Genomic DNA, 18962 nt, shown 5'->3' on the forward strand with positions numbered 1-18962 from the left:
AAAAGAACAAATCAGCCGGTCGGCAGCGGAGCCTGGAGATCAGGGCTGCGTTCACTATATAATCAAACGGAAGTCACGTCCCGCTGCCGGCATGCTGATGTCAATTCTCTATGCAGTTTGTCGGAATTCGGCTGCCAGTCAGGCCTCGGGTCGCCATCCATTTAATATGTCACCTCTCACATAAGGGTTTATAACACCTTGTTTAGTATACCGCTGGTACAAGGTGCTTTCAAGCGCAAAAATGTGTCTATTTCGCGCCCTGAGGCAGTGTATGACAACGGATGATGAACGGTTCCGATCTGGGAAGCAGACATCGAACTGCATCTTGACGTGAGGGCATTAATGTAATAAAGTAGACGGTGAACCATATTTAATTACAATCTAATACAGCGAAATCTTATCAAGAGTAGGTGGAGGGACTGGCCCGATGAAACCCGGCAACCGGCGGTATACCGCACGGTGCTAATTCTTGCAGCGACTAAGTGTCAAGTGGCACTGTTGTAACTGAGAGATGAGAGAGGCGCATATCTTTTTTACATATGACCTTTCTCGAAATCCGAGGAAGGTCTTTGTTATATGCCCCGACTTCTCAGCAGTGATTTTCGCTAAGGAACTTGAGGTTGTTTGTAACGTTGGATGAAAGAGCAATTCAATGTTTTTACAAGCTCAAGGCAGTCTATAACTGTATTGATGTGAAGACATCAAGCCAGGGGTGGCTGCATCTATCTATGCACAAGGAGGAGTTAGACTTACTATGCCAATCAAAATACCCGATACTCTACCAGCAAAAGAAGTACTTGAAGGAGAGAATATCTTCGTCATGGATGAAACTTCTGCATATCAGCAGGATATTCGTCCACTCCGTATCGCTATATTAAACCTGATGCCCACAAAGGAAACGACCGAAACACAATTGCTTCGTCTGGTGGGAAACACGCCTATTCAGGTGGATGTCGTTCTCGTACATCCCAAATCCCATACGTCGAAGAATACGTCTCAGGAGTATTTGGATCTGTTCTATAAAACCTTTGATGAGATTGAGCACCGCCGTTTCGATGGAATGATTATTACGGGTGCCCCGGTGGAACAAATGGATTTCGAAGACGTGAACTATTGGAATGAAATCCAGGAGATCTTCGAATGGACCAAAACCAATGTGACTTCAACCCTCCACATATGTTGGGCTTCCCAGGCAGGTTTATACCATCATTTTGACGTACCCAAGGTTGCACTTGATGAAAAGTGTTTTGGCGTTTTCCCACATACCATCAATAAACCACATGTTCCATTGTTGCGTGGATTCGATGAAGTATTCAACGTTCCACATTCCCGTCATACGGAAGTGAGACGCGAAGATATTGAAAAGAATGAGAATTTAGAGATTTTGGCTGAATCCGAGGAAGCGGGGATCTTCCTGGTTGCTACCAAAGACGGCAAACAGATTTTTGCCACAGGACATGCCGAGTATGACCCGTTCTCATTAAAGTGGGAGTATGACCGGGATGCAGCCAAAGGTTTGGATATCGCATTGCCTAGACATTATTATCCGAATGACGACCCTTCCCGTGTGCCACCAGCTACTTGGCGCGCTCATGCCAACTTATTATTCTCTAACTGGCTCAATTACTATGTGTATCAAGAAACACCTTACGATATTGGCCCGCAAATCTAATCGAGATTACAGGAGGATGCAGCAATGGAAGACAACAACAAGTTGAAAATCGAAAGCCGCTTAGCACAAATTGGGTCCATCAATGAACCGGTAACAGGCGCCATTAACTTTCCGATCTATCAATCCACTGCGTTTCGCCACCCGAAGCTTGGACAAAGCACGGGGTTTGATTATATTCGTACCACTAATCCAACCCGTAAAGTGTTGGAAGAAGCCGCTGCAGCGCTGGAGTCCGGTGATGCAGGGTTTGCCTGTAGCTCGGGAATGGCCGCGCTGCAAACGATCTTTGCCATGTTTGGTCAAGGGGATCATCTGATTGTATCGCTGGATCTGTATGGTGGAACCTATCGTCTGCTGGAACGTATTCTGTCCCGTTTCGGCGTAACTGCTAGTTATGTGGACACGAATGACCTGGCAGCACTGGAGAAGGTTCGTCAACCGAATACAAAAGCTGTATTTATTGAGACACCAACCAATCCACTGATGATGATCACCGATGTGGAAGCCGTTGCTTCCTGGGCGAAAAGTTACAACCTGTTGACCATTGTTGACAACACGTTGTTGACTCCATTTTTCCAACGTCCGATTGAACTGGGTGCCGATATCATCATTCATAGCGCTACCAAATATCTGGGCGGACATAATGATGTGCTCGCCGGACTAATTATTACCAAAGGTGAGGCGTTATCTGCTGAGATGGCGTTCCTGCATAATTCCATTGGAGCGGTATTATCTCCAAGTGACTCCTACCAGTTGATGAAAGGTATGAAAACGCTGGCTCTTCGCATGGAGCGTCATGAGCACAATGCACTTACTATTGCCAAATACTTGCTTGAGCACCCAGCGGTGGTTGAAGTGTATCATCCAGGTCTATCCGATCATCCGGGGTATGAGATACAGAACAAACAATCCACGGGTAACACAGGTATCTTCTCTTTCAAAGTGAAGGATGCACGTTATGTTGAACCGTTGCTACGTCATATCCAACTCATTGCTTTTGCCGAAAGTCTCGGCGGAGTTGAATCACTCATGACTTATCCGGCAGTACAGACTCATGCGGATATTCCGCTTGAAATTCGTGAAGCCGTAGGTGTGGATGACCGTCTGCTCCGGTTCTCCGTAGGCATTGAACATGCAGATGATCTGATTGCAGATCTCGGCAATGCTCTGACAGCTGCACAACAGGAAGTGGAAGGAGGAGTGCACTCATGAGTGAGTCCAACAACAAGCCCAATTCCGAGTTGAAATTTGATACCAAGTTACTCCATTTTGGCGATGAGATTGACAAAACGACTGGAGCCTCCAGTGTACCGATCTATCAAGCATCAACATTCCATCATTTTGATATCTTCAATCCGCCTCAACATGATTACAGTCGTTCGGGTAATCCGACACGTCAGGCTCTGGAAGATTACATCACATTGCTGGAGGGCGGCGCACGAGGCTTTGCCTATTCTTCGGGGATGGCTGCGATCTCAAGCGTGTTCATGATGTTCTCCGCAGGGGATCACATGATTGTAACGGAAGATGTATATGGAGGTACGTATCGTTTGCTTACTTCCATATTAAGCCGTATGCAGATCGAGACAACCTTTGTAGACATGACCAATATAGATGAAGTAAAAGCGGCACTCAAGCCAAACACCAAGGCAGTTTATATGGAAACACCGTCCAACCCTACACTGCGAATTACGGATATCGCTGCTGTAACTGACTGGTCGAAGGAACATGACCTGATCACAATTCTGGATAACACCTTTATGACACCGTACTATCAGCGTCCAATTGAGCTTGGTGTGGACATCGTCGTACATAGTGCTACGAAGTTTCTCGGAGGTCACAGTGATGTACTGGCAGGGTTAGCCGTTGCTCGCACGGAATCACTTGGCGTACAACTAAAACAGTTGCAAAATGGACTTGGAACTGTACTCGGGGCACAAGAATCCTGGCTTCTGATGCGCGGGATGAAAACCTTGGGGGCTCGCATGGCTCATAGTGAACGGAGTACAGCCAAACTGGCGGCATGGCTTAATGAACGCAGTGATATTACCGCTGTCTTTTATCCTGGACTGGAGGATCATCCGGGCCGTGAGGCACATGAGCGCCAGTCCACAGGATATGGAGCTGTCGTTTCTTTTGACGTCGGTTCAGGTGATCGTGCAAAAGCAGTTCTTAACCGGGTGAAGCTCCCCATTGTTGCTGTAAGCTTGGGAGCTGTGGAGAGTATTCTGTCCTACCCAGCGATGATGTCTCATGCGGCAATGCCGGCTGAGGTTCGCCGTGACCGTGGCATTACAGATGGGTTGCTGCGCTTCTCCGTAGGTCTGGAAGATATCGAAGATCTGATTGTAGATTTGGAGCAAGCACTTCAGGAATCCTAACAAAAGTGGATGCCCGAATACGCCGATGCGTATCACTTAAGTTCGAACTAATTCTTTTCCATATGTAAAAATTTTTACTTATTTTTAAAGCACCTGTACATAAGGTGCTTTTTTTCACATGTAACCTGTGTTACGATATGTGGAGTACAGAAATACGATGTTGCCACCAGAACTTGCTTCTCTTGAACAAGTTGGGACGGATCGTTATATAATTTCTCTTCATGAGGGAGGCTTTTTTACGATGAGTACGGTAGACCGTATCTTAGATAAAGCCCTTCGGGGCGAACGTTTGGACTTGGAAGACACGATTCAGTTATTTGAATCCAATGAAGTGGACAAAATCGGGGCAGCTGCTAATGTCATTATGAAACGCATGCACCCTGAACCATACAGAACATTTGTAATTGGGCGTAACGTCAACTACACAAACGTGTGTGATGTGTACTGCCGTTTTTGTGCTTTCTACCGCAGACCTGGTTCGGATGAAGGTTATGTGCTTCCGGACGAAGTGATTTTCCAGAAGATTCAGGAAACGGAAGATGTGAATGGTACCGAGATTTTGATGCAAGGTGGAACGAATCCAAACTTGCCTTTCAGCTATTATACAGACCTGTTGAAAGCCATCAAAGAGCGTTTCCCAAACATCACGATGCACTCTTTCTCCCCAGCGGAGATTATGAAAATGGTTGAAGTATCCGATGGCCTTACATTGGAAGAAGTTGTTCGTGCCATTCACGAAGCTGGACTGGATTCCTTGCCTGGCGGCGGCGCTGAAATTCTGGATGACCGCACACGTCGGAAGATCAGCCGCTTGAAAGGTTCATGGCGTGATTGGATGGACGTTATGCAAACTGCACACCGCATCGGTATGAACACCACGGCAACGATGGTTATCGGACTTGGTGAATCGATGGAAGAGCGTGCATTACACTTGCTCCGTGTACGTGAAGCTCAGGACGAATGTATTGCGAACAAGTATGACTCCGAAGGTTTCCTGGCATTCATTCCTTGGACCTTCCAGCCAGACAATACCAACCTTAAGCTGGAGCGTCAGACTCCGGAAGAGTACTTGAAGACTGTAGCCATCAGCCGACTGGTGCTGGATAATATCAAGAACATTCAATCCTCTTGGGTAACCATGGGTCCTGAGATCGGTAAGAAGTCGCTTGAATTTGGTTGTAATGACTTCGGTAGCACGATGATTGAAGAGAACGTTGTATCTGCTGCTGGTGCAACTTACAAAGTTAACATTGAATCCATTCTGCGTTTGATTCGAGAGTCCGGTTATATTCCGGCACAACGTAACACCCGATACGAGATTGTGCGCATGTTCGACGAAGAAAATGCCGTACATGAAGATTTCGTAATGCAGAACTAATTCTAATTAATTCAATACTACTCTTTATAAACTTTGATCGTTAGATAAGTATTTATGAAGCCAAGCCCGCTGACTACTCCGTTTGGAGAGACGGCGGGTTTTTTGATTTCTTTCTGCGGTTCGAGGTCATCAAACAGTACATGTTACGCAATTGGCGATATTTTATATTGAAATTGAACTGTTACAATGAAAGGGAACTTGTGTAGTCAGACACGCTGGAAGGGGTTAAACCGATGAAGAGAAGAATACTTGGCAAGACGGAACTGGACGTACCTGTATTGAGTTTTGGAGCATCCTCACTCGGTTCTGTATTTCGTAACATTGACCGGGACGAAGGGATTCGCACTGTACATGCGGCCGTAGATGCGGGGATGAATTACATAGACGTTTCGCCTTACTACGGGCTGACAAAAGCGGAGTCCGTGTTGGGTGAAGCCATCCATAGCTTGCCGCGCAGTTCATATATGTTATCAACCAAAGCCGGACGGTATGGGGAAAATGAGTTTGATTTTTCACGTCAGCGGATTCTGGATAGCGTGCAAGAGAGCCTGGATCGACTGCATACAGACTATATCGACATTCTGTTCCTGCATGATATTGAATTTGTGCCAGCAGAGATCATCGTAGAAGAAGCCTTTCCAACGTTGCTGCGTCTGAAAGAGCAGGGAGTTATACGACATGCGGGCATTTGTGGATTGCCCTTACCGTTGTTCGAGAAGGTTCTGCCACAGATCGATGCGGATGCAATCATCTCGTATTGTCATTATTCATTGAATGATACCTCATTATTATCGTTATTGCCCCTGTTGGAAAAAAAAGAAATTGGCCTCGTCAATGCTTCGCCTCTTTCTATGGGCTTGTTGAGTACCCGAGGGGCTCCTGCCTGGCATCCGGCAGATGATCGGGTGAAAGAGCTCTGCCTGAAGGCTGCCCGCTTCTGTGCAGAACAAGGCAGTGACATTGCCAAGTTGGCCGTGCAATTCTCCACGTCGAATCAACGAATTCCGACAACACTGGTGAGCAGTGCCAGCCAGCGCAATATCCTCAATAATGCAGCCTGGATAGAGGAACCGATGGATCAGAGCCTGCTGGATGAAGTGCTGCGCATTCTGGCTCCATTGCATAACGAGACGTGGTCAAGCGGAAGACCTGAATATAATACGAAGCCAAGCAACACGACAGCAGAAGCATCTAAGGGGGAACTACGATGAGAGCCATTGTATGTGAAGAAATAGATCAATTGAAGCTCCAGGACCTGCCTCAACCGGAACGAGCAGAAGGAGAGGCGTTGGTTGCCATTCGGCGGATTGGGATCTGTGGAACGGATCTGCATGCGTACAAAGGCAACCAGCCATTCTTTACCTATCCTCGTGTTCTGGGTCATGAACTGGCGGCTGTTATTGAAGAAATCGGTCCGAACGAGGCAGGATTACAGCCTGGGGATCAGGTAAGTATTATTCCGTATCTGCACTGCGGTCACTGTATTGCATGTCGCAGTGGAAAAACCAATTGTTGTGCGTCCATGCAAGTCATGGGTGTGCACGTAGACGGAGGCATGAGAGAAAAAATCAGCGTGCCTGTCTCACATCTGCTCTCAGCAGAAGGTTTGACGCTGGATGAGACGGCAATGGTAGAACCATTAAGCATTGGAGCCCATGCCGTCAGAAGAGCAGGAATTAAACCTGGTGAGCATGTGGTTGTGATTGGAGCTGGCCCCATTGGATTGGGTGTGATGGCATTCGCCAAACAGGCTGGAGCGCGTGTTATTGCCGTTGATCGTAATCTGGACAGGCTGGAGCTTAGCCGGACTTGGGCTGGAGCGGATGACCTAGTACAGGCCAATGAACATACTGTACAACAAGTGGCTGAAATTACGGGAGGCGACTATGCTACAGCTGTCTTCGATGCAACAGGTAACGTGAATTCCATGAATGAGGCCATTCAATATGTGGCGCATAGTGGTCAACTCATTTTTGTTGGACTGGTGAAAGCGGATATTACCTTTCATGACCCCGAATTTCACAAGCGGGAGATGAGTATCCTGGGCAGTCGAAACGCAACCCGTGAAGATTTTGAACAGGTCCTGTCGACCTTGCGTCAAAAGAAACTAAGTATGGATGGGTACATCACACACCGAGTGGAATTTGATGAGTTACCTACTGCAATAGATCAATGGTTATTGCCAGATTCACATGTAGTCAAAGCCATCGTTGAGCTATAATAACAAGTAAGTCTGATAACAGAAAAAAACGCTCTCTGACCTTGTTGAACAAAACTGTTCATCCATAGGGTAAGAGAGCGTTTTTTTATTTTTCCGGATTCGTTACAATACCCGCATGTGGATCAATGTGACGCACAATGGACTTTAACCAGATCATCTCCAGCACATGTACCTCATAATAAAGTGCACCCGGGATTTGCCTGATCCATCCTTCCGCCATCGCGAGTTGTGTTGAGTCAGAAGTGGCTTCCAGAATTCCAGGTTCACGGCGTAGCCGTTTGCGTACAGCTTTTTCAACTTGAGAGCTTTGTGTGGTCAATATGCATACTTTGCGTTTGGAAGAGAAGCCCCTGAACGCAATGTACACCATTTCATAAGCAATAAGATAGGCGATTACAGAATACATCGCTTGGTCCCAGCCAAAGACAACACCAGCGGCTGTCAGTATCAACAAGTTAAGCAGCATGATTATTTTTTCGATAAGCATCCGTTTTCCGCTAAATACACGTTCAGGTGGGCGGGAAGACGGATCACCGATTTCCAGCGTATCCAGTGTCCCGCCATACCGTACGACGAGCCCAATTCCGAGTCCGAGGCATAATCCGCCAAACATGGCGGCAGCCAGCGGATGCTCTACAAGTGGCGGCATGGGATGAAGCACAATGGCACCGATCGAAAAGACAACCAGACCTAGAACAGTAACCAGTACAAATTTCTTCTGCACAATCTTGTAAGACAGAAATATAAACGGCACATTGAATAAAAATAGGAACAATCCAATCCTCATTTCGGTCCAGTGGGCGAAGAGTGAGGAAATGCCTGTAATGCCTCCAATAATAATCTTATTGGGGTGTAAGAACAATTCAAGTCCCACGGAGGCCAGAATTCCGCCCGCAATAACGAGAAACAGGTTTAACCAGCGGCGGGTAGACGATATCCTGGTCTTGGCGGTGTTTGGCACCGGATTAGCCGATATCAGAGGTGCTTTCATAGGTCATCCTCCTTAGTGCGGCTTTCGAGCCATTCTCCCTGGGTTAGTCACAGAAAGATCGGCGTAAGAGCCGCGAAGTACGTTAGTATGTCTGTTCTGTACAGACATAGGTGTTATCCTTCTTTCTGCAGCACCTTTGGTTCTTCTTTCTTTTTCCGAGGATCTTTGAACTTGAATATTTTATCCAATAAACGGAATACATGTTTGGACTCTTTGGTTAATAAAGGACCCAGAATGGCCAGAATTAGGACATACAGCGCGGCAAACGGTTGAATCATTGGTAACAGTCCCCCGGCTTTACCCATGTTGGCCAAGATGATGGAAAACTCACCCCGTGACACAATGGTTAATCCAATATTCGCCGATGCTTTGGGTGATAGTCCTGCACTGCGCCCGGCCAGCATACCCGCCAGGAAGTTACCGAACAATGTAATAACAACTGCAATCAGAGCTAACCATACGGCATCGCCACCCAAGGACAACGGATCAATGGACAATCCAAAGCTGAAGAAGAAGATGGCTCCGAAGAAGTCACGGAACGGTAGAATCAAGTGCTCAATCCGTTTTGCATGTTCTGTTTCAGCAAGCACCAGACCAACCAGTAATGCACCAATCGCTTCGGCAACATGAATAGTTTCAGAGAAACCAGCTACCAGGAACAAGGCTCCGAATACAACGAGAGAGAATAGCTCATTCGAGCGAATTTTAAGCAATTTGTTTAGTAGCGGTGTTGCTTTGCGTCCAAGGATAATCACGATAAGCATGAATCCGAGGGCAATAAGTGCAGACATGATGACGCCTCCGATGGAGGATGAATCACTAAGCACAAGTCCGGACAAGATCGAGATATATACAGCGAGGAATACATCTTCGAACATGATAATACCCAATATCATCTCTGTTTCCGGATTGGCCGTTCGTTTCAAATCAACGAGTACCTTGGCCACAATGGCACTGGAAGAGATGGTAGTTATACCTGCGATAATAAGTGCTTCTGCAACTGGGAAACCGGACACAAAACCGAATATTAATCCCAGCGTAAAGTTAATGCCGATGTAGATCGAGCCGCCAACTGCAATAGAGCGACCCGATTTAATTAAACGACCTACCGAGAATTCAAGTCCAAGGTAGAAGAGAAGGAACAGGATACCGATCCGACCCATAAATTCAATAAAAGGCTGACTCTCAATAAAACGGAAGTCCAGATGCCAGATTTTCATGGCATGTGGCCCCACGGCCATCCCGATCAGAATATAAAATGGAACGACCGAAAATCTTAGTTTTGCCGATAAAAGGCCGGCTGCTGCAATGAGAACAAGGGCCAGACCTACTTCGAATATCAAATGATCCATCTATTTACCCCCTTCCAGTCAGGAGGAGGGATTTAAACAGTTTCTGCTGATTGCGTTCGCCAACGGCTACCACCGTGGATTCTGCACTGATAACTACCTCCGGACCTGGGCTGATATGTTTTTTGTGATTTTTCTCTACAACGGCGATAACCGTTGCCCCAGAGTTTTGACGTACGTCCAATTCACCGATGGATTTACCGATACTTCCGAAGGAGGGTTCGATTTTGTACCACTCGATAATCAGGTCGTTAAACGTTACTTCAATATTTTCAAGCTGCTTTGGTTTGTAAGTTAATCCGCCAACAATAGCAGCAATCTGTCGTGCTTCGTAATCGTCAAGTGTGATCATCGAGATGCTTTGATCGGGATCATCATACTCAAAGTGGTACATTTCCCGGCGACCGTCATCGTGAATAATAATGACAATTTTATCACCGCTGCTTGTTTCAATCTGAAATTTTTTGCCGATTCCCGGCAAGTCTGTTTCGCGTACATCCATGGATTGTTGCCTCCTTATAATTAGGGGCTGGCCACAGAAGACAGGCTTATTTCCCGAAAATGATTAATCTGCTGCTCAAGGGAACATCAAAAGATACGGGTAAACAGAGCCAGAAATTCCTGACACAGCCATATGATTTGAATTTGTCGGTGTGGGTACAACAAAAATAGGTACTGTTATAAACATGGGTTTATCTAACGTGTGCTAAAAGGGTTATAAGTTATGCACAAGCACACCGTCTTTAAATACAGAGGTGTCTCCATGCAAAAGCAACCTGTAAATACGTCGCAACGGCTAGTGAAGAGCGTTCACGTACTTAGGTGCTATAGGGGTGAGGGATACATACATGCTGGTAAACTTAATAGGTAGCAGAAATAATTTGCGTTTAAACAGACAATACCACGGTTTAAAGGACAGACCCGTTGTAGGGATTCGCAGCATCAATAACAATGCGAGGACAAGAAAGACAGGCTTATTATGCGTAACCGCAATCAGCTTGGACATGACTTGTGGGTATTTGCGAATGACAGATTTCTGCTGGGATTCGGGTATTTGCAACAGCACTTCCTTGTTGGAAGTTGCTTCTACAGACACCCCAACGGCAGATTCGGTCTGCATTGGAATAGGGAAGCACAAGGCTTGGAAAACGCACAAAATGATAATGATAGTGTAGTGGAGTATTCTAGGTTGTTGTCTCATTTTGGCTTCCCTCCTTTCCCGTGAAACATACTGTTATTAAAATAATAACACATTTTTGTCTTAACTCCAAACCTCTTCATAATATACTGAGAAATCATGACACGCTTTCCATCAATCCGCTTCGTATATCCCCATCGGCCTTGCCATATACTTTGAACAGGAAGGAAAGGAGTGATTCTTGTGGAACTGTTTGCTGTATGGACCGATGTATCGGGGCAAGAGGAAGCGGATCAATTTTATCGTTGTGTCAAGGAAAAAACCAAAGGTTTACATATAAGTAAAAGAGGATTTCGGCTCACCTTCAAACATAATGATGGAAGAGCAACCTGGGTGTGCAGAGGGAATGAGAATCACGAAGACTTCCAGCAATGGCTTCCCCGGATCAGTGATCTGCTCTCCCTTGGACTCGCCGACTTCATTATGGAGACACAAGAACGGAGCATGGTGGAGGATATGATCGCCAAGGCGTGTTCTGTCATGGATGAGCATGAAGTGGAAAAGGTCAATCGAATCTGCATGCCACTTCTATTAAATGGTGATCTGGATCAGCCCGGACTTCGGGAGCGCCGCCGTACTACGTTAGCCAGTGGACTACGGCAGGATCTGGAGGATGTTCACTTTTTTCACCTTGAAGGCATTATCAATTTCCGTATACGGCCATATAAGCAGGAACTTCAGGAGTTAGTGGAGTATGCGCTGGATGAATTTTGGATGGATCGGCAGTATGAAGAGTTTATGGGACTGTTAAAATATTTTGTGTTTTTTCAAGAAGCCAAAGTACCTCTGGTTCATCTTGTACACAAGGGAATGCATGAATTTCAGGTGCTGGATGCTGGACTTAATCTGTTACCCGTGCAAAAGGATGAACAGGTTGTTGTTGAAATGCCGGGTCTGGAACTGGAGATGGATATCGAAGATATGATTGTAAGTACACTCATCTCCATCTCTCCTGAGAAGGTCATGCTCCATACAAGCACCCCGGATCTGCCAATCATCTCGACCATATGCCAGATCTTTGAAGACAAAGTGCAAATATGTCATCATTGCCCGGAATGCGAAGTGCTGCGCTCAGGATTGTTGACAGGTCTTGACGCAAGTGATCTCGGCAATTATAATAACTGTTGATCCATGAATTTTTTATGTGAACCATTGAACCAAAAGCGTTGACAAAGACAACAACCACACGCAAGATCGGTGCAGAGAGAGGAACCAAGGCTGAAATTTCCTCCGGATATCACGTATGGTTTACCCCTTTGTAGCTGCAATTTTGAAAGTGGAGTTAGAATATCGCCTTTATTGGGATTATCCGCGAGTAAGGATCTGCCGGGTCATGCCCGTTATCGTCATGCCAATGAGGGCTGTATTTCCGAATATGGATGAATCAGCTGAATTAGGGTGGAACCACGAGTATATATCACTCGTCCCTTTGCCGGGACGGGTGTTTTTTGCGTTCCTTTGCAAAATGACTGGAATAGCAATAGATAATCAGTCCATAAATATCTGGACACGAAGGTTACATTAACAGGAGGAATGAGACAAATGGCAGTGAACATTAAATTACCGGATGGTTCGGTACGTGAGTACGCGGATGGCAGCACGATTGAGGACGTAGCCGCTTCAATTAGCAGCGGATTGCGCAAAAATGCCGTAGCCGGCAAGTTGGATGGTATCGTGGTGGACTTGTCCACAACACTTCATGAGGGAGCATTGGTGGAGATCGTAACTCTGGATTCACCAGAAGGACTTGAAGTGATGCGTCATAGTACAGCTCACTTGATGGCTCAAGCAGTGAAACGTTTATATGGTAACAAAGAGGTACGCCTCGGTATCGGCCCTGTCATTGAAGATGGTTTCTACTATGATATGGACCTCGAACATGCGCTCAATCCTGAAGATCTGCAAAAGATCGAGAAGGAAATGGAACGTATTGTGAATGAGAACTTGCCAATTGTACGTAAGGAAGTTAGCCGCGAGGACGCGATCAAAACGTTCGAAGAAGTGGGCGATCCTTACAAACTTGAGTTGATTCGTGATTTGCCAGCGGACAGCGTGATTACGATTTATGAGCAAGGTGAATTCTTCGACTTGTGTCGTGGTCCTCACGTACCATCAACTAGCAAAATCAAAGTGTTCAAACTGATGAATGTAGCGGGTGCTTACTGGCGTGGAGATAGCAAAAACAAAATGCTTCAACGTATCTATGGTACGGCTTTTGTGAAAAAAGCACAGCTGGACGAGCATCTGCACTTCCTCGAAGAAGCTCGCAAAAGGGATCACCGTAAGTTAGGTAAAGAGCTGGAAATGTTCACATTCTCCCAACTGGTCGGTCAAGGCCTGCCAATCTGGTTGCCTAACGGTGCGAAGCTGCGCCGTACTCTGGAGCGTTATATTGTGGATCTGGAAGAAAGCCTGGGATACCAGCATGTATACACACCGGTTCTAGGTAACGTGGAATTGTACAAAACATCTGGCCACTGGGAGCACTACCAGGAAGATATGTTCCCAAAAATGGTTATGGATAACGAGGAACTCGTTCTCCGTCCAATGAACTGTCCTCACCATATGATGGTGTACAAGTCCAGCATGCACAGCTACCGTGATCTGCCAATCCGTATTGCAGAGCTTGGTATGATGCACCGTTATGAAATGTCGGGGGCATTAACAGGTCTGCACCGCGTACGTGCAATGACACTGAACGACTCACACATTTTTGCACGCCCGGATCAGATCAAAGAAGAGTTCGCTCGTGTTATCGAGTTGATTCAAACCGTGTACAAGGATTTCGGTATTAACGAATACCGTTTCCGTCTGTCCTATCGCGATCCGAAGGATACCGAGAAATACTTCCAGAACGACGAGATGTGGGAGATGTCCCAACGCATGCTGCGTGAAGTTGTGGAAGAACTTGACCTTCCTTTCTATGAAGCTGAAGGTGAAGCGGCGTTCTACGGTCCGAAACTGGATGTTCAGATCAAAACAGCCCTGGGCAAAGAAGAGACATTGTCTACAGTTCAACTGGACTTCCTGTTGCCTGAGCGCTTTGAACTTGAATATGTGGGAGATGACGGACAGAAACATCGTCCGGTTGTTATTCACCGGGGTGTAATTAGTACAATGGAACGTTTCACAGCATTCTTGCTGGAAAACTTTGCAGGAGCTTTCCCATTGTGGTTGTCTCCGGTACAGGCAAAAGTGATCCCGGTATCCGGAAACTTCGACGATTATGCGCGTGAAGTGGAAGCGAAGCTGAAACGTGCGGGAATCTCTGCGGAAGCCGATCTGCGGAATGAGAAGCTTGGATATAAAATCCGTGAGGCGCAGCTTGAGAAAATGCCTTATATGTTTGTTGTCGGTGAGAATGAGCGTAATGCAGAAGCAGTATCCGTACGTAAGCGTGGAGAAGGCGATTTGGGCATGAAACCGGTCGATGAAATTATCGCTCAACTGAAAGAAGAAATTGCAACACGTTTGGTATAAAATGAACAAATGATCTATTAGATAACCAGTGCATAAATTGTGCTGATCACTCTGCATAACGCCTGGATAACATGGGATTGACCTATGTTATTCAGGCGTTTTTTCGTAGTGTTTGCAGTAAAAAGTATAGATTAATTGCTTTTTGGAAAACCTTTGCAGTGAGGGGGAGGTTATACAATGAAAAAGCAATTCTCAATTCAAAAGAAACATATACGGGGTTTATTGGTTAGCTGTGCGATGTTCGCCGGGATGATGATTAACCTGAATCAGGCGGATGCCTATACATTTGAAGAGGAAAGTACAGTACTGCATGTCGAGAGTCAGAGCAGCGGCAGTGAAGTCCTGATTAATGAAACTTCGAACAAGTCTGATCAAAAATTTCCAGAACAGGTCAGCCATCAATACAGCGATGAGGCCCAGCTGACTACCATGGTGTATATGGCTTTATTGTGGTCACCACAACCAATGGTCATTCCAAGACGTGAGCTTCCAGAGAAACAAGTGGCAGATCCGTCTATGCCGGTGCTTGCTCCGCGGTCAGAACAAATCCTGGGTACACAAAAGGTTACAGCAACGGGATATACGGCAGGTGTAGAGTCTACAGGAAAAGGACCAAAACATCCTCAATACGGAATTACGTATTCTGGTGTAAAAGTACGTCGTGATAAAGAAACAGTTTCCACGATTGCAGCTGATCCAAAATTGTTCCCGATGGGTTCCATTCTGTACATTCCGGGCTATGGTTACGGAATTGTTGCAGATACTGGTTCAGCGATCAAAGGCAATAAAATCGATCTGTATTTCCCGACAACCAAGCAAGTGTACAAAGAGTGGGGCAAAAAGGATGTGGAGGTACAGGTGATCAGGCAAGGCGCTGGAAAGTGTACAGAAAAGATGCTCAGCGAGTTGGCCGATGCAATCGACGTGTACAAATCCGTACCGGATTCGTGGTTGGACAAGGCCATTTAATTTCACATGGTCAAATGAATAACTGAAGTGCTCTCTCCACATAATACTGACTGGGGACGAACCCCGCGGTGCAGCAATGCATCGTAAATATGAAGAGAGAGGTGATTCGTTGTGGCTAAAAAATCACAAGGGTTCCAAACGCCAAACGAGAAGTACAATGCAGAGTTTGGAGAAGAGAATGCAGCAGCAAAAGTGAAGCAATCCGCTCAAAACAAAGTACAAGATAATTTCCAAACACCTGATGAAAAATACAATGCCGAGTTCGGTGTAGAAAACACAGGCCAAACTGGCCAAGGTCAAGGCAAAGCATCAAAATACAAAAAATAATTGAAGATTCATTAATCAAATGATGATTCAGCACCCTGGAGCACCAGCTCCGGGGTGTTTTACATATGCGAAGTTTTTTACATTAATATCCTCCCATCTCAGTCTCGAGACCGAGATGAATTCCACCTGCCGCCGCTGTTCTCATTGTCTTGTCTGAGTTACACTGGATACATAATACAGACAAAGGAGACATGGGTGATGAAACGATCGACGCGTGACCGCTGGTGGGTTGGCATACCTCTTATTGCTATTGGTGCGATGATCTTGTTCAGACAATTGGGATATGACATTGATGTAGGATATATTTTCAGAACATATTGGCCGTTATTTCTAATCTGGTGGGGGGTCAAAGGAATCTCCGAGATTCGTCGCAACGGGGGTTACGCCTTTATTGGACCCGTAATTGTACTGGCGATTGGTGGTTACTTTCTTGCCCGTAACCTGGGATGGATTGATTACTCCATGGGAGAGTTCATTCGTTATCTGATCCCGGTTATGCTGATTGGCGGAGGATTGTTTGTACTGATTGGGCCACGACGTCGTGATCGGAAACATCATGACAAGATGCAGCCACCTCCAGCACCTGAGCAACCTTATAAACCGTTGGCTCCGGAGGATCTGGAGATGCCGTCATCGTTTGACGAACAGTTCGAGAAAACATTTGGCAAACCAAAACAGGAACAGAAGAATGATGCACATGGCCCTCATTTCACAGGATCAACGGATTCATCATCACAAGAGCATCAATATAAGAAGAAACATCAATCGTATAACTCTAATGATACCGGATATGGAGAACATTATGATGATGGCTACGGAAATGGTTATGGGGATTATGGCAATGGCAATACCATTAACAAATCGGCTTTCATCGGGGATCTGTACATGGGGCAGGAAGTTTTCTCGTTAAAACCAATGAACATCTCGGCTTTTATCGGAGATACCGTAATTGATTTGACCAAAGCACAGATTCCATACGGTGAGACAAAGATTGTTATTTCTTCATTTATTGGGGATGTGAAAGTATTTGTTCCAGAAGATATGGATCTGGGTGTGACGGTGACGACAAATTCCTTCATTGGAGATATGTCACTGTTGAACCAGAAACGTGGCGGATTCCTGAGTAGTGCCCAGGCTGAAACTGCCCATTACCATGAAGCAAGCAAAAAGGTACGGATTATTGTAAGTGTGTTTATCGGAGACGTCAAAGTGAATAAGGTGGGTTAACGCATGATTCGAACAATTCTCAAAGCTAATAAATGGGAACTGATGATGTATTTTGCGCTAACTGGTCTGATTACGCTGGGCGGATTCTATCTATTGTATGGAGAGGTGTTGATGGGGGCTGGTCGTCAGCGGGCATGGACCTATGTGGCCGTTGTTGTGCTGGCCACCGTTATCACCGGATATATCGCTGCATTACGACTTCAGCGCAAGATCGACCTGCTTGATCTCAACATGTTGAAAGTGTCCAAGGGTAATCTGGCGGTGCGCATGCCTGAAGCGGATGACGCTTCGTTTGGTCGTGTCTACCAGGAGTTCAATGTCATGATGGATTCGATTGAGAAAAAGATGAGACTGCTTCAGCGTCTCGGTGAGCAGGAAGTCATTGAGAAGGAGCAAGCTTCGGAGCAGGCTGTGCTTGAAGAGCGCAAACGAATGGCAAGGGACCTCCATGACACGGTTAGCCAGCAGCTGTTTGCCATGCATATGTCGGCTTCGTCTTTACCTCGTCTGCTGGAGATGAATCCGGAACATGGTGGTAAAGTACTGGACCAGTTAATCCAGATGTCACATATTGCACAGCGTCAGATGCGAGGACTGATTGCTCAGCTTCGACCGGTGGAGCTGGAAGGGCGTGACCTCACCGCAGCACTGGATAGCTGGTTTCCTGATTATTGCAGGCAGAATGGTCTTAAAGGTGTTAAAGAGCTGGAACTGGATGGCGGAATCTCGGATGCCATTGAGCACCAGCTGTTTCTTGTTATTCAGGAGGCAGTTGCCAATGTCGTGAAGCATGCAGAGGCAGGGGTGGTCAGTCTGTCCATACGGGAAAGTGAACATCAGATTAGCATGAGCATCAGCGATGATGGTCAGGGATTTTTGCAGCAAGCGGAGCGTCCGGGTTCATACGGGTTATCTACCATGCGTGAACGGGCGGAGAAGCTTGGGGGGCAAGTTCAGATTATATCGAAACCGGGAGCGGGAACGACGGTGCGGGTATTGATCCCGAAATTCCCGAACGTTCCTGAGTGAACCAGAGGGGGAGACTGAATGAGTGGTAAAGTAAACGTGATGATTGTGGATGACCATGATATGGTGCGCATGGGGTTGAAAACATATCTGATGCTGGAACCAACTTTTCATGTGATGGGAGAAGCGGGCCACGGGAAGGATGCGCTTGATCAGTTACGTAAGTTAAATGATAGTGAAATGCCGGACCTGATCCTGATGGATCTGATGATGCCGATAATGAATGGCGCTGAAGCAACAAAAGCCATCATGACTGAATTTCCAGGGATGAAAATTGTAATGCTCACCAGTTTCCTGGAGGATGATCTGGTTGTGCAAGCGATTGAAGCGGGTGCGGTAAGTTATGTACTGAAGACAGTCTCTGCTGAAGAACTGATCTATGCTCTGCAAGGGGCCTATAGAGGCATGCCTGTTATGACAGGTGATGTGTCGCAGGCGTTAACCCGGGGAATCAGACAACGTACAGCAAGAGAGAGTGAATCCGGTCTGACTGAACGGGAGAAGGAAGTGCTGCTGCTTATTGCAGAGGGAAAGACCAACAAAGATATCGGAGAAGAATTACATATCAGTATCAAAACCGTCAAAACACATGTAAGTAACCTGCTGATGAAATGTGAAATGGACGATCGTACACAATTGGCCATCTATGCGCATCGTCAGGGTTGGGTGAAAACGAAAGGGTAAAATGCTGTCGTGACGGGGAACAGAGTCTATTCTTACGTGCTTTTATCTCCTTTTTAATT

Annotated in this window: 17 protein-coding genes and 1 riboswitch; of the genes, 13 read left to right on the plus strand and 4 right to left on the minus strand. The window is 46.2% G+C overall.

The genetic code is table 11. From position 1 onward, the window contains the following. Nucleotides 1-394 precede the first annotated feature (394 nt). A riboswitch (SAM riboswitch) is annotated at nucleotides 395-518 on the plus strand. Between the two features lie 236 nt (nucleotides 519-754). The 6 genes from metA (at nucleotide 755) to MHB85_RS08980 (ending at nucleotide 7652) form a co-directional block, all read left to right on the plus strand. Continuing rightward, a complete protein-coding gene (gene metA / locus MHB85_RS08955; RefSeq protein ID WP_036610071.1) occupies nucleotides 755-1672 on the plus strand; it encodes a homoserine O-acetyltransferase MetA in 918 nt (305 codons plus the stop codon). Between the two features lie 24 nt (nucleotides 1673-1696). After that, entirely contained in the window at nucleotides 1697-2884 is a 1188-nt protein-coding gene (locus tag MHB85_RS08960) for a PLP-dependent transferase (RefSeq protein WP_036669806.1), read from the plus strand. Then, a complete protein-coding gene (locus tag MHB85_RS08965) occupies nucleotides 2881-4053 on the plus strand; it encodes a trans-sulfuration enzyme family protein (protein ID WP_036669808.1) in 1173 nt (390 codons plus the stop codon). The genes MHB85_RS08960 and MHB85_RS08965 overlap by 4 nt, the downstream gene beginning before the upstream one ends. Before the next feature lie 241 nt (nucleotides 4054-4294). Next, nucleotides 4295-5431 carry a cyclic dehypoxanthinyl futalosine synthase gene (gene mqnC, locus MHB85_RS08970; RefSeq protein ID WP_036611015.1) on the plus strand — a complete coding sequence of 379 codons (1137 nt, stop codon included), beginning with the start codon at nucleotides 4295-4297 and terminating at the stop codon, nucleotides 5429-5431. A 233-nt stretch (nucleotides 5432-5664) separates the two neighbouring features. Next, nucleotides 5665-6642, plus strand: coding sequence for an aldo/keto reductase (locus MHB85_RS08975; protein ID WP_341072793.1), 978 nt, complete (start codon nucleotides 5665-5667; stop codon nucleotides 6640-6642). Next, nucleotides 6639-7652, plus strand: coding sequence for a zinc-binding alcohol dehydrogenase family protein (locus MHB85_RS08980; RefSeq protein ID WP_341072794.1), 1014 nt, complete (start codon nucleotides 6639-6641; stop codon nucleotides 7650-7652). Before MHB85_RS08975 ends, MHB85_RS08980 begins: the two co-directional genes overlap by 4 nt. Before the next feature lie 85 nt (nucleotides 7653-7737). Here MHB85_RS08980 and MHB85_RS08985 read toward each other — a convergent pair whose 3' ends face one another. The 4 genes from MHB85_RS08985 to MHB85_RS09000 form a co-directional block, all read right to left on the minus strand. Next, the gene (locus MHB85_RS08985; RefSeq protein WP_051447155.1) at nucleotides 7738-8643 is read right to left on the minus strand and encodes a YitT family protein; all 906 of its coding nucleotides are present in this window, start codon (nucleotides 8641-8643) and stop codon (nucleotides 7738-7740) included. 113 nt (nucleotides 8644-8756) lie between these two features. Continuing rightward, the gene (locus MHB85_RS08990; protein WP_036610060.1) at nucleotides 8757-9995 is read right to left on the minus strand and encodes a cation:proton antiporter; all 1239 of its coding nucleotides are present in this window, start codon (nucleotides 9993-9995) and stop codon (nucleotides 8757-8759) included. A gap of 4 nt (nucleotides 9996-9999) precedes the next feature. Then, a complete protein-coding gene (locus MHB85_RS08995) occupies nucleotides 10000-10494 on the minus strand; it encodes a cation:proton antiporter regulatory subunit (protein ID WP_192134686.1) in 495 nt (164 codons plus the stop codon). A gap of 294 nt (nucleotides 10495-10788) precedes the next feature. Next, entirely contained in the window at nucleotides 10789-11193 is a 405-nt protein-coding gene (locus MHB85_RS09000) for a hypothetical protein (RefSeq protein ID WP_091014699.1), read from the minus strand. A gap of 171 nt (nucleotides 11194-11364) precedes the next feature. Between MHB85_RS09000 and MHB85_RS09005 the strand changes: the two genes are divergently transcribed. From MHB85_RS09005 to MHB85_RS09035, 7 genes are all read left to right on the plus strand, one after another. Then, entirely contained in the window at nucleotides 11365-12318 is a 954-nt protein-coding gene (locus MHB85_RS09005) for a putative sporulation protein YtxC (protein ID WP_091014698.1), read from the plus strand. Between the two features lie 414 nt (nucleotides 12319-12732). Further along, a complete protein-coding gene (gene thrS / locus MHB85_RS09010; RefSeq protein WP_091014697.1) occupies nucleotides 12733-14670 on the plus strand; it encodes a threonine--tRNA ligase in 1938 nt (645 codons plus the stop codon). A gap of 177 nt (nucleotides 14671-14847) precedes the next feature. Beyond that, on the plus strand, nucleotides 14848-15639 hold the full coding sequence (locus MHB85_RS09015; RefSeq protein ID WP_341072795.1) for a 3D domain-containing protein: 792 nt from the start codon (nucleotides 14848-14850) through the stop codon (nucleotides 15637-15639). Between the two features lie 111 nt (nucleotides 15640-15750). Beyond that, nucleotides 15751-15966 (plus strand): hypothetical protein, encoded by a 216-nt coding sequence (locus MHB85_RS09020; protein ID WP_091014696.1) that lies wholly within the window; start codon nucleotides 15751-15753, stop codon nucleotides 15964-15966. Nucleotides 15967-16164: 198 nt separating this feature from the next. Beyond that, a complete protein-coding gene (gene liaF / locus MHB85_RS09025; protein WP_192134689.1) occupies nucleotides 16165-17193 on the plus strand; it encodes a cell wall-active antibiotics response protein LiaF in 1029 nt (342 codons plus the stop codon). 3 nt (nucleotides 17194-17196) lie between these two features. Then, complete coding sequence (locus MHB85_RS09030; protein ID WP_091014695.1) at nucleotides 17197-18222, plus strand: HAMP domain-containing sensor histidine kinase; 1026 nt, start codon at nucleotides 17197-17199, stop codon at nucleotides 18220-18222. Nucleotides 18223-18240: 18 nt separating this feature from the next. Beyond that, nucleotides 18241-18903, plus strand: a complete 663-nt coding sequence (locus tag MHB85_RS09035) for a response regulator (RefSeq protein WP_192134691.1) — start codon at nucleotides 18241-18243, stop codon at nucleotides 18901-18903. The last annotated feature ends 59 nt before the right edge of the window (nucleotides 18904-18962 follow it).

The sequence above is a fragment of the Paenibacillus sp. FSL K6-4396 genome (assembly GCF_038002525.1).
Classification (GTDB): domain Bacteria; phylum Bacillota; class Bacilli; order Paenibacillales; family Paenibacillaceae; genus Paenibacillus; species Paenibacillus amylolyticus_B.

Coding starts and splice junctions, on each gene's coding strand:
- MHB85_RS08980 (WP_341072794.1), top strand. CDS start 6,639: ATGAGAGCCATTGTATGTGAAGAAATAGATCAATTGAAGCTCCAGGAC.
- MHB85_RS09015 (WP_341072795.1), top strand. CDS start 14,848: ATGAAAAAGCAATTCTCAATTCAAAAGAAACATATACGGGGTTTATTG.
- MHB85_RS08985 (WP_051447155.1), bottom strand. CDS start 8,643: ATGAAAGCACCTCTGATATCGGCTAATCCGGTGCCAAACACCGCCAAG.
- MHB85_RS08960 (WP_036669806.1), top strand. CDS start 1,697: ATGGAAGACAACAACAAGTTGAAAATCGAAAGCCGCTTAGCACAAATT.
- liaF (WP_192134689.1), top strand. CDS start 16,165: ATGAAACGATCGACGCGTGACCGCTGGTGGGTTGGCATACCTCTTATT.
- thrS (WP_091014697.1), top strand. CDS start 12,733: ATGGCAGTGAACATTAAATTACCGGATGGTTCGGTACGTGAGTACGCG.
- MHB85_RS08965 (WP_036669808.1), top strand. CDS start 2,881: ATGAGTGAGTCCAACAACAAGCCCAATTCCGAGTTGAAATTTGATACC.
- MHB85_RS09035 (WP_192134691.1), top strand. CDS start 18,241: ATGAGTGGTAAAGTAAACGTGATGATTGTGGATGACCATGATATGGTG.
- MHB85_RS09000 (WP_091014699.1), bottom strand. CDS start 11,193: ATGAGACAACAACCTAGAATACTCCACTACACTATCATTATCATTTTG.
- MHB85_RS08975 (WP_341072793.1), top strand. CDS start 5,665: ATGAAGAGAAGAATACTTGGCAAGACGGAACTGGACGTACCTGTATTG.
- metA (WP_036610071.1), top strand. CDS start 755: ATGCCAATCAAAATACCCGATACTCTACCAGCAAAAGAAGTACTTGAA.
- MHB85_RS08990 (WP_036610060.1), bottom strand. CDS start 9,995: ATGGATCATTTGATATTCGAAGTAGGTCTGGCCCTTGTTCTCATTGCA.
- mqnC (WP_036611015.1), top strand. CDS start 4,295: ATGAGTACGGTAGACCGTATCTTAGATAAAGCCCTTCGGGGCGAACGT.
- MHB85_RS08995 (WP_192134686.1), bottom strand. CDS start 10,494: ATGGATGTACGCGAAACAGACTTGCCGGGAATCGGCAAAAAATTTCAG.
- MHB85_RS09030 (WP_091014695.1), top strand. CDS start 17,197: ATGATTCGAACAATTCTCAAAGCTAATAAATGGGAACTGATGATGTAT.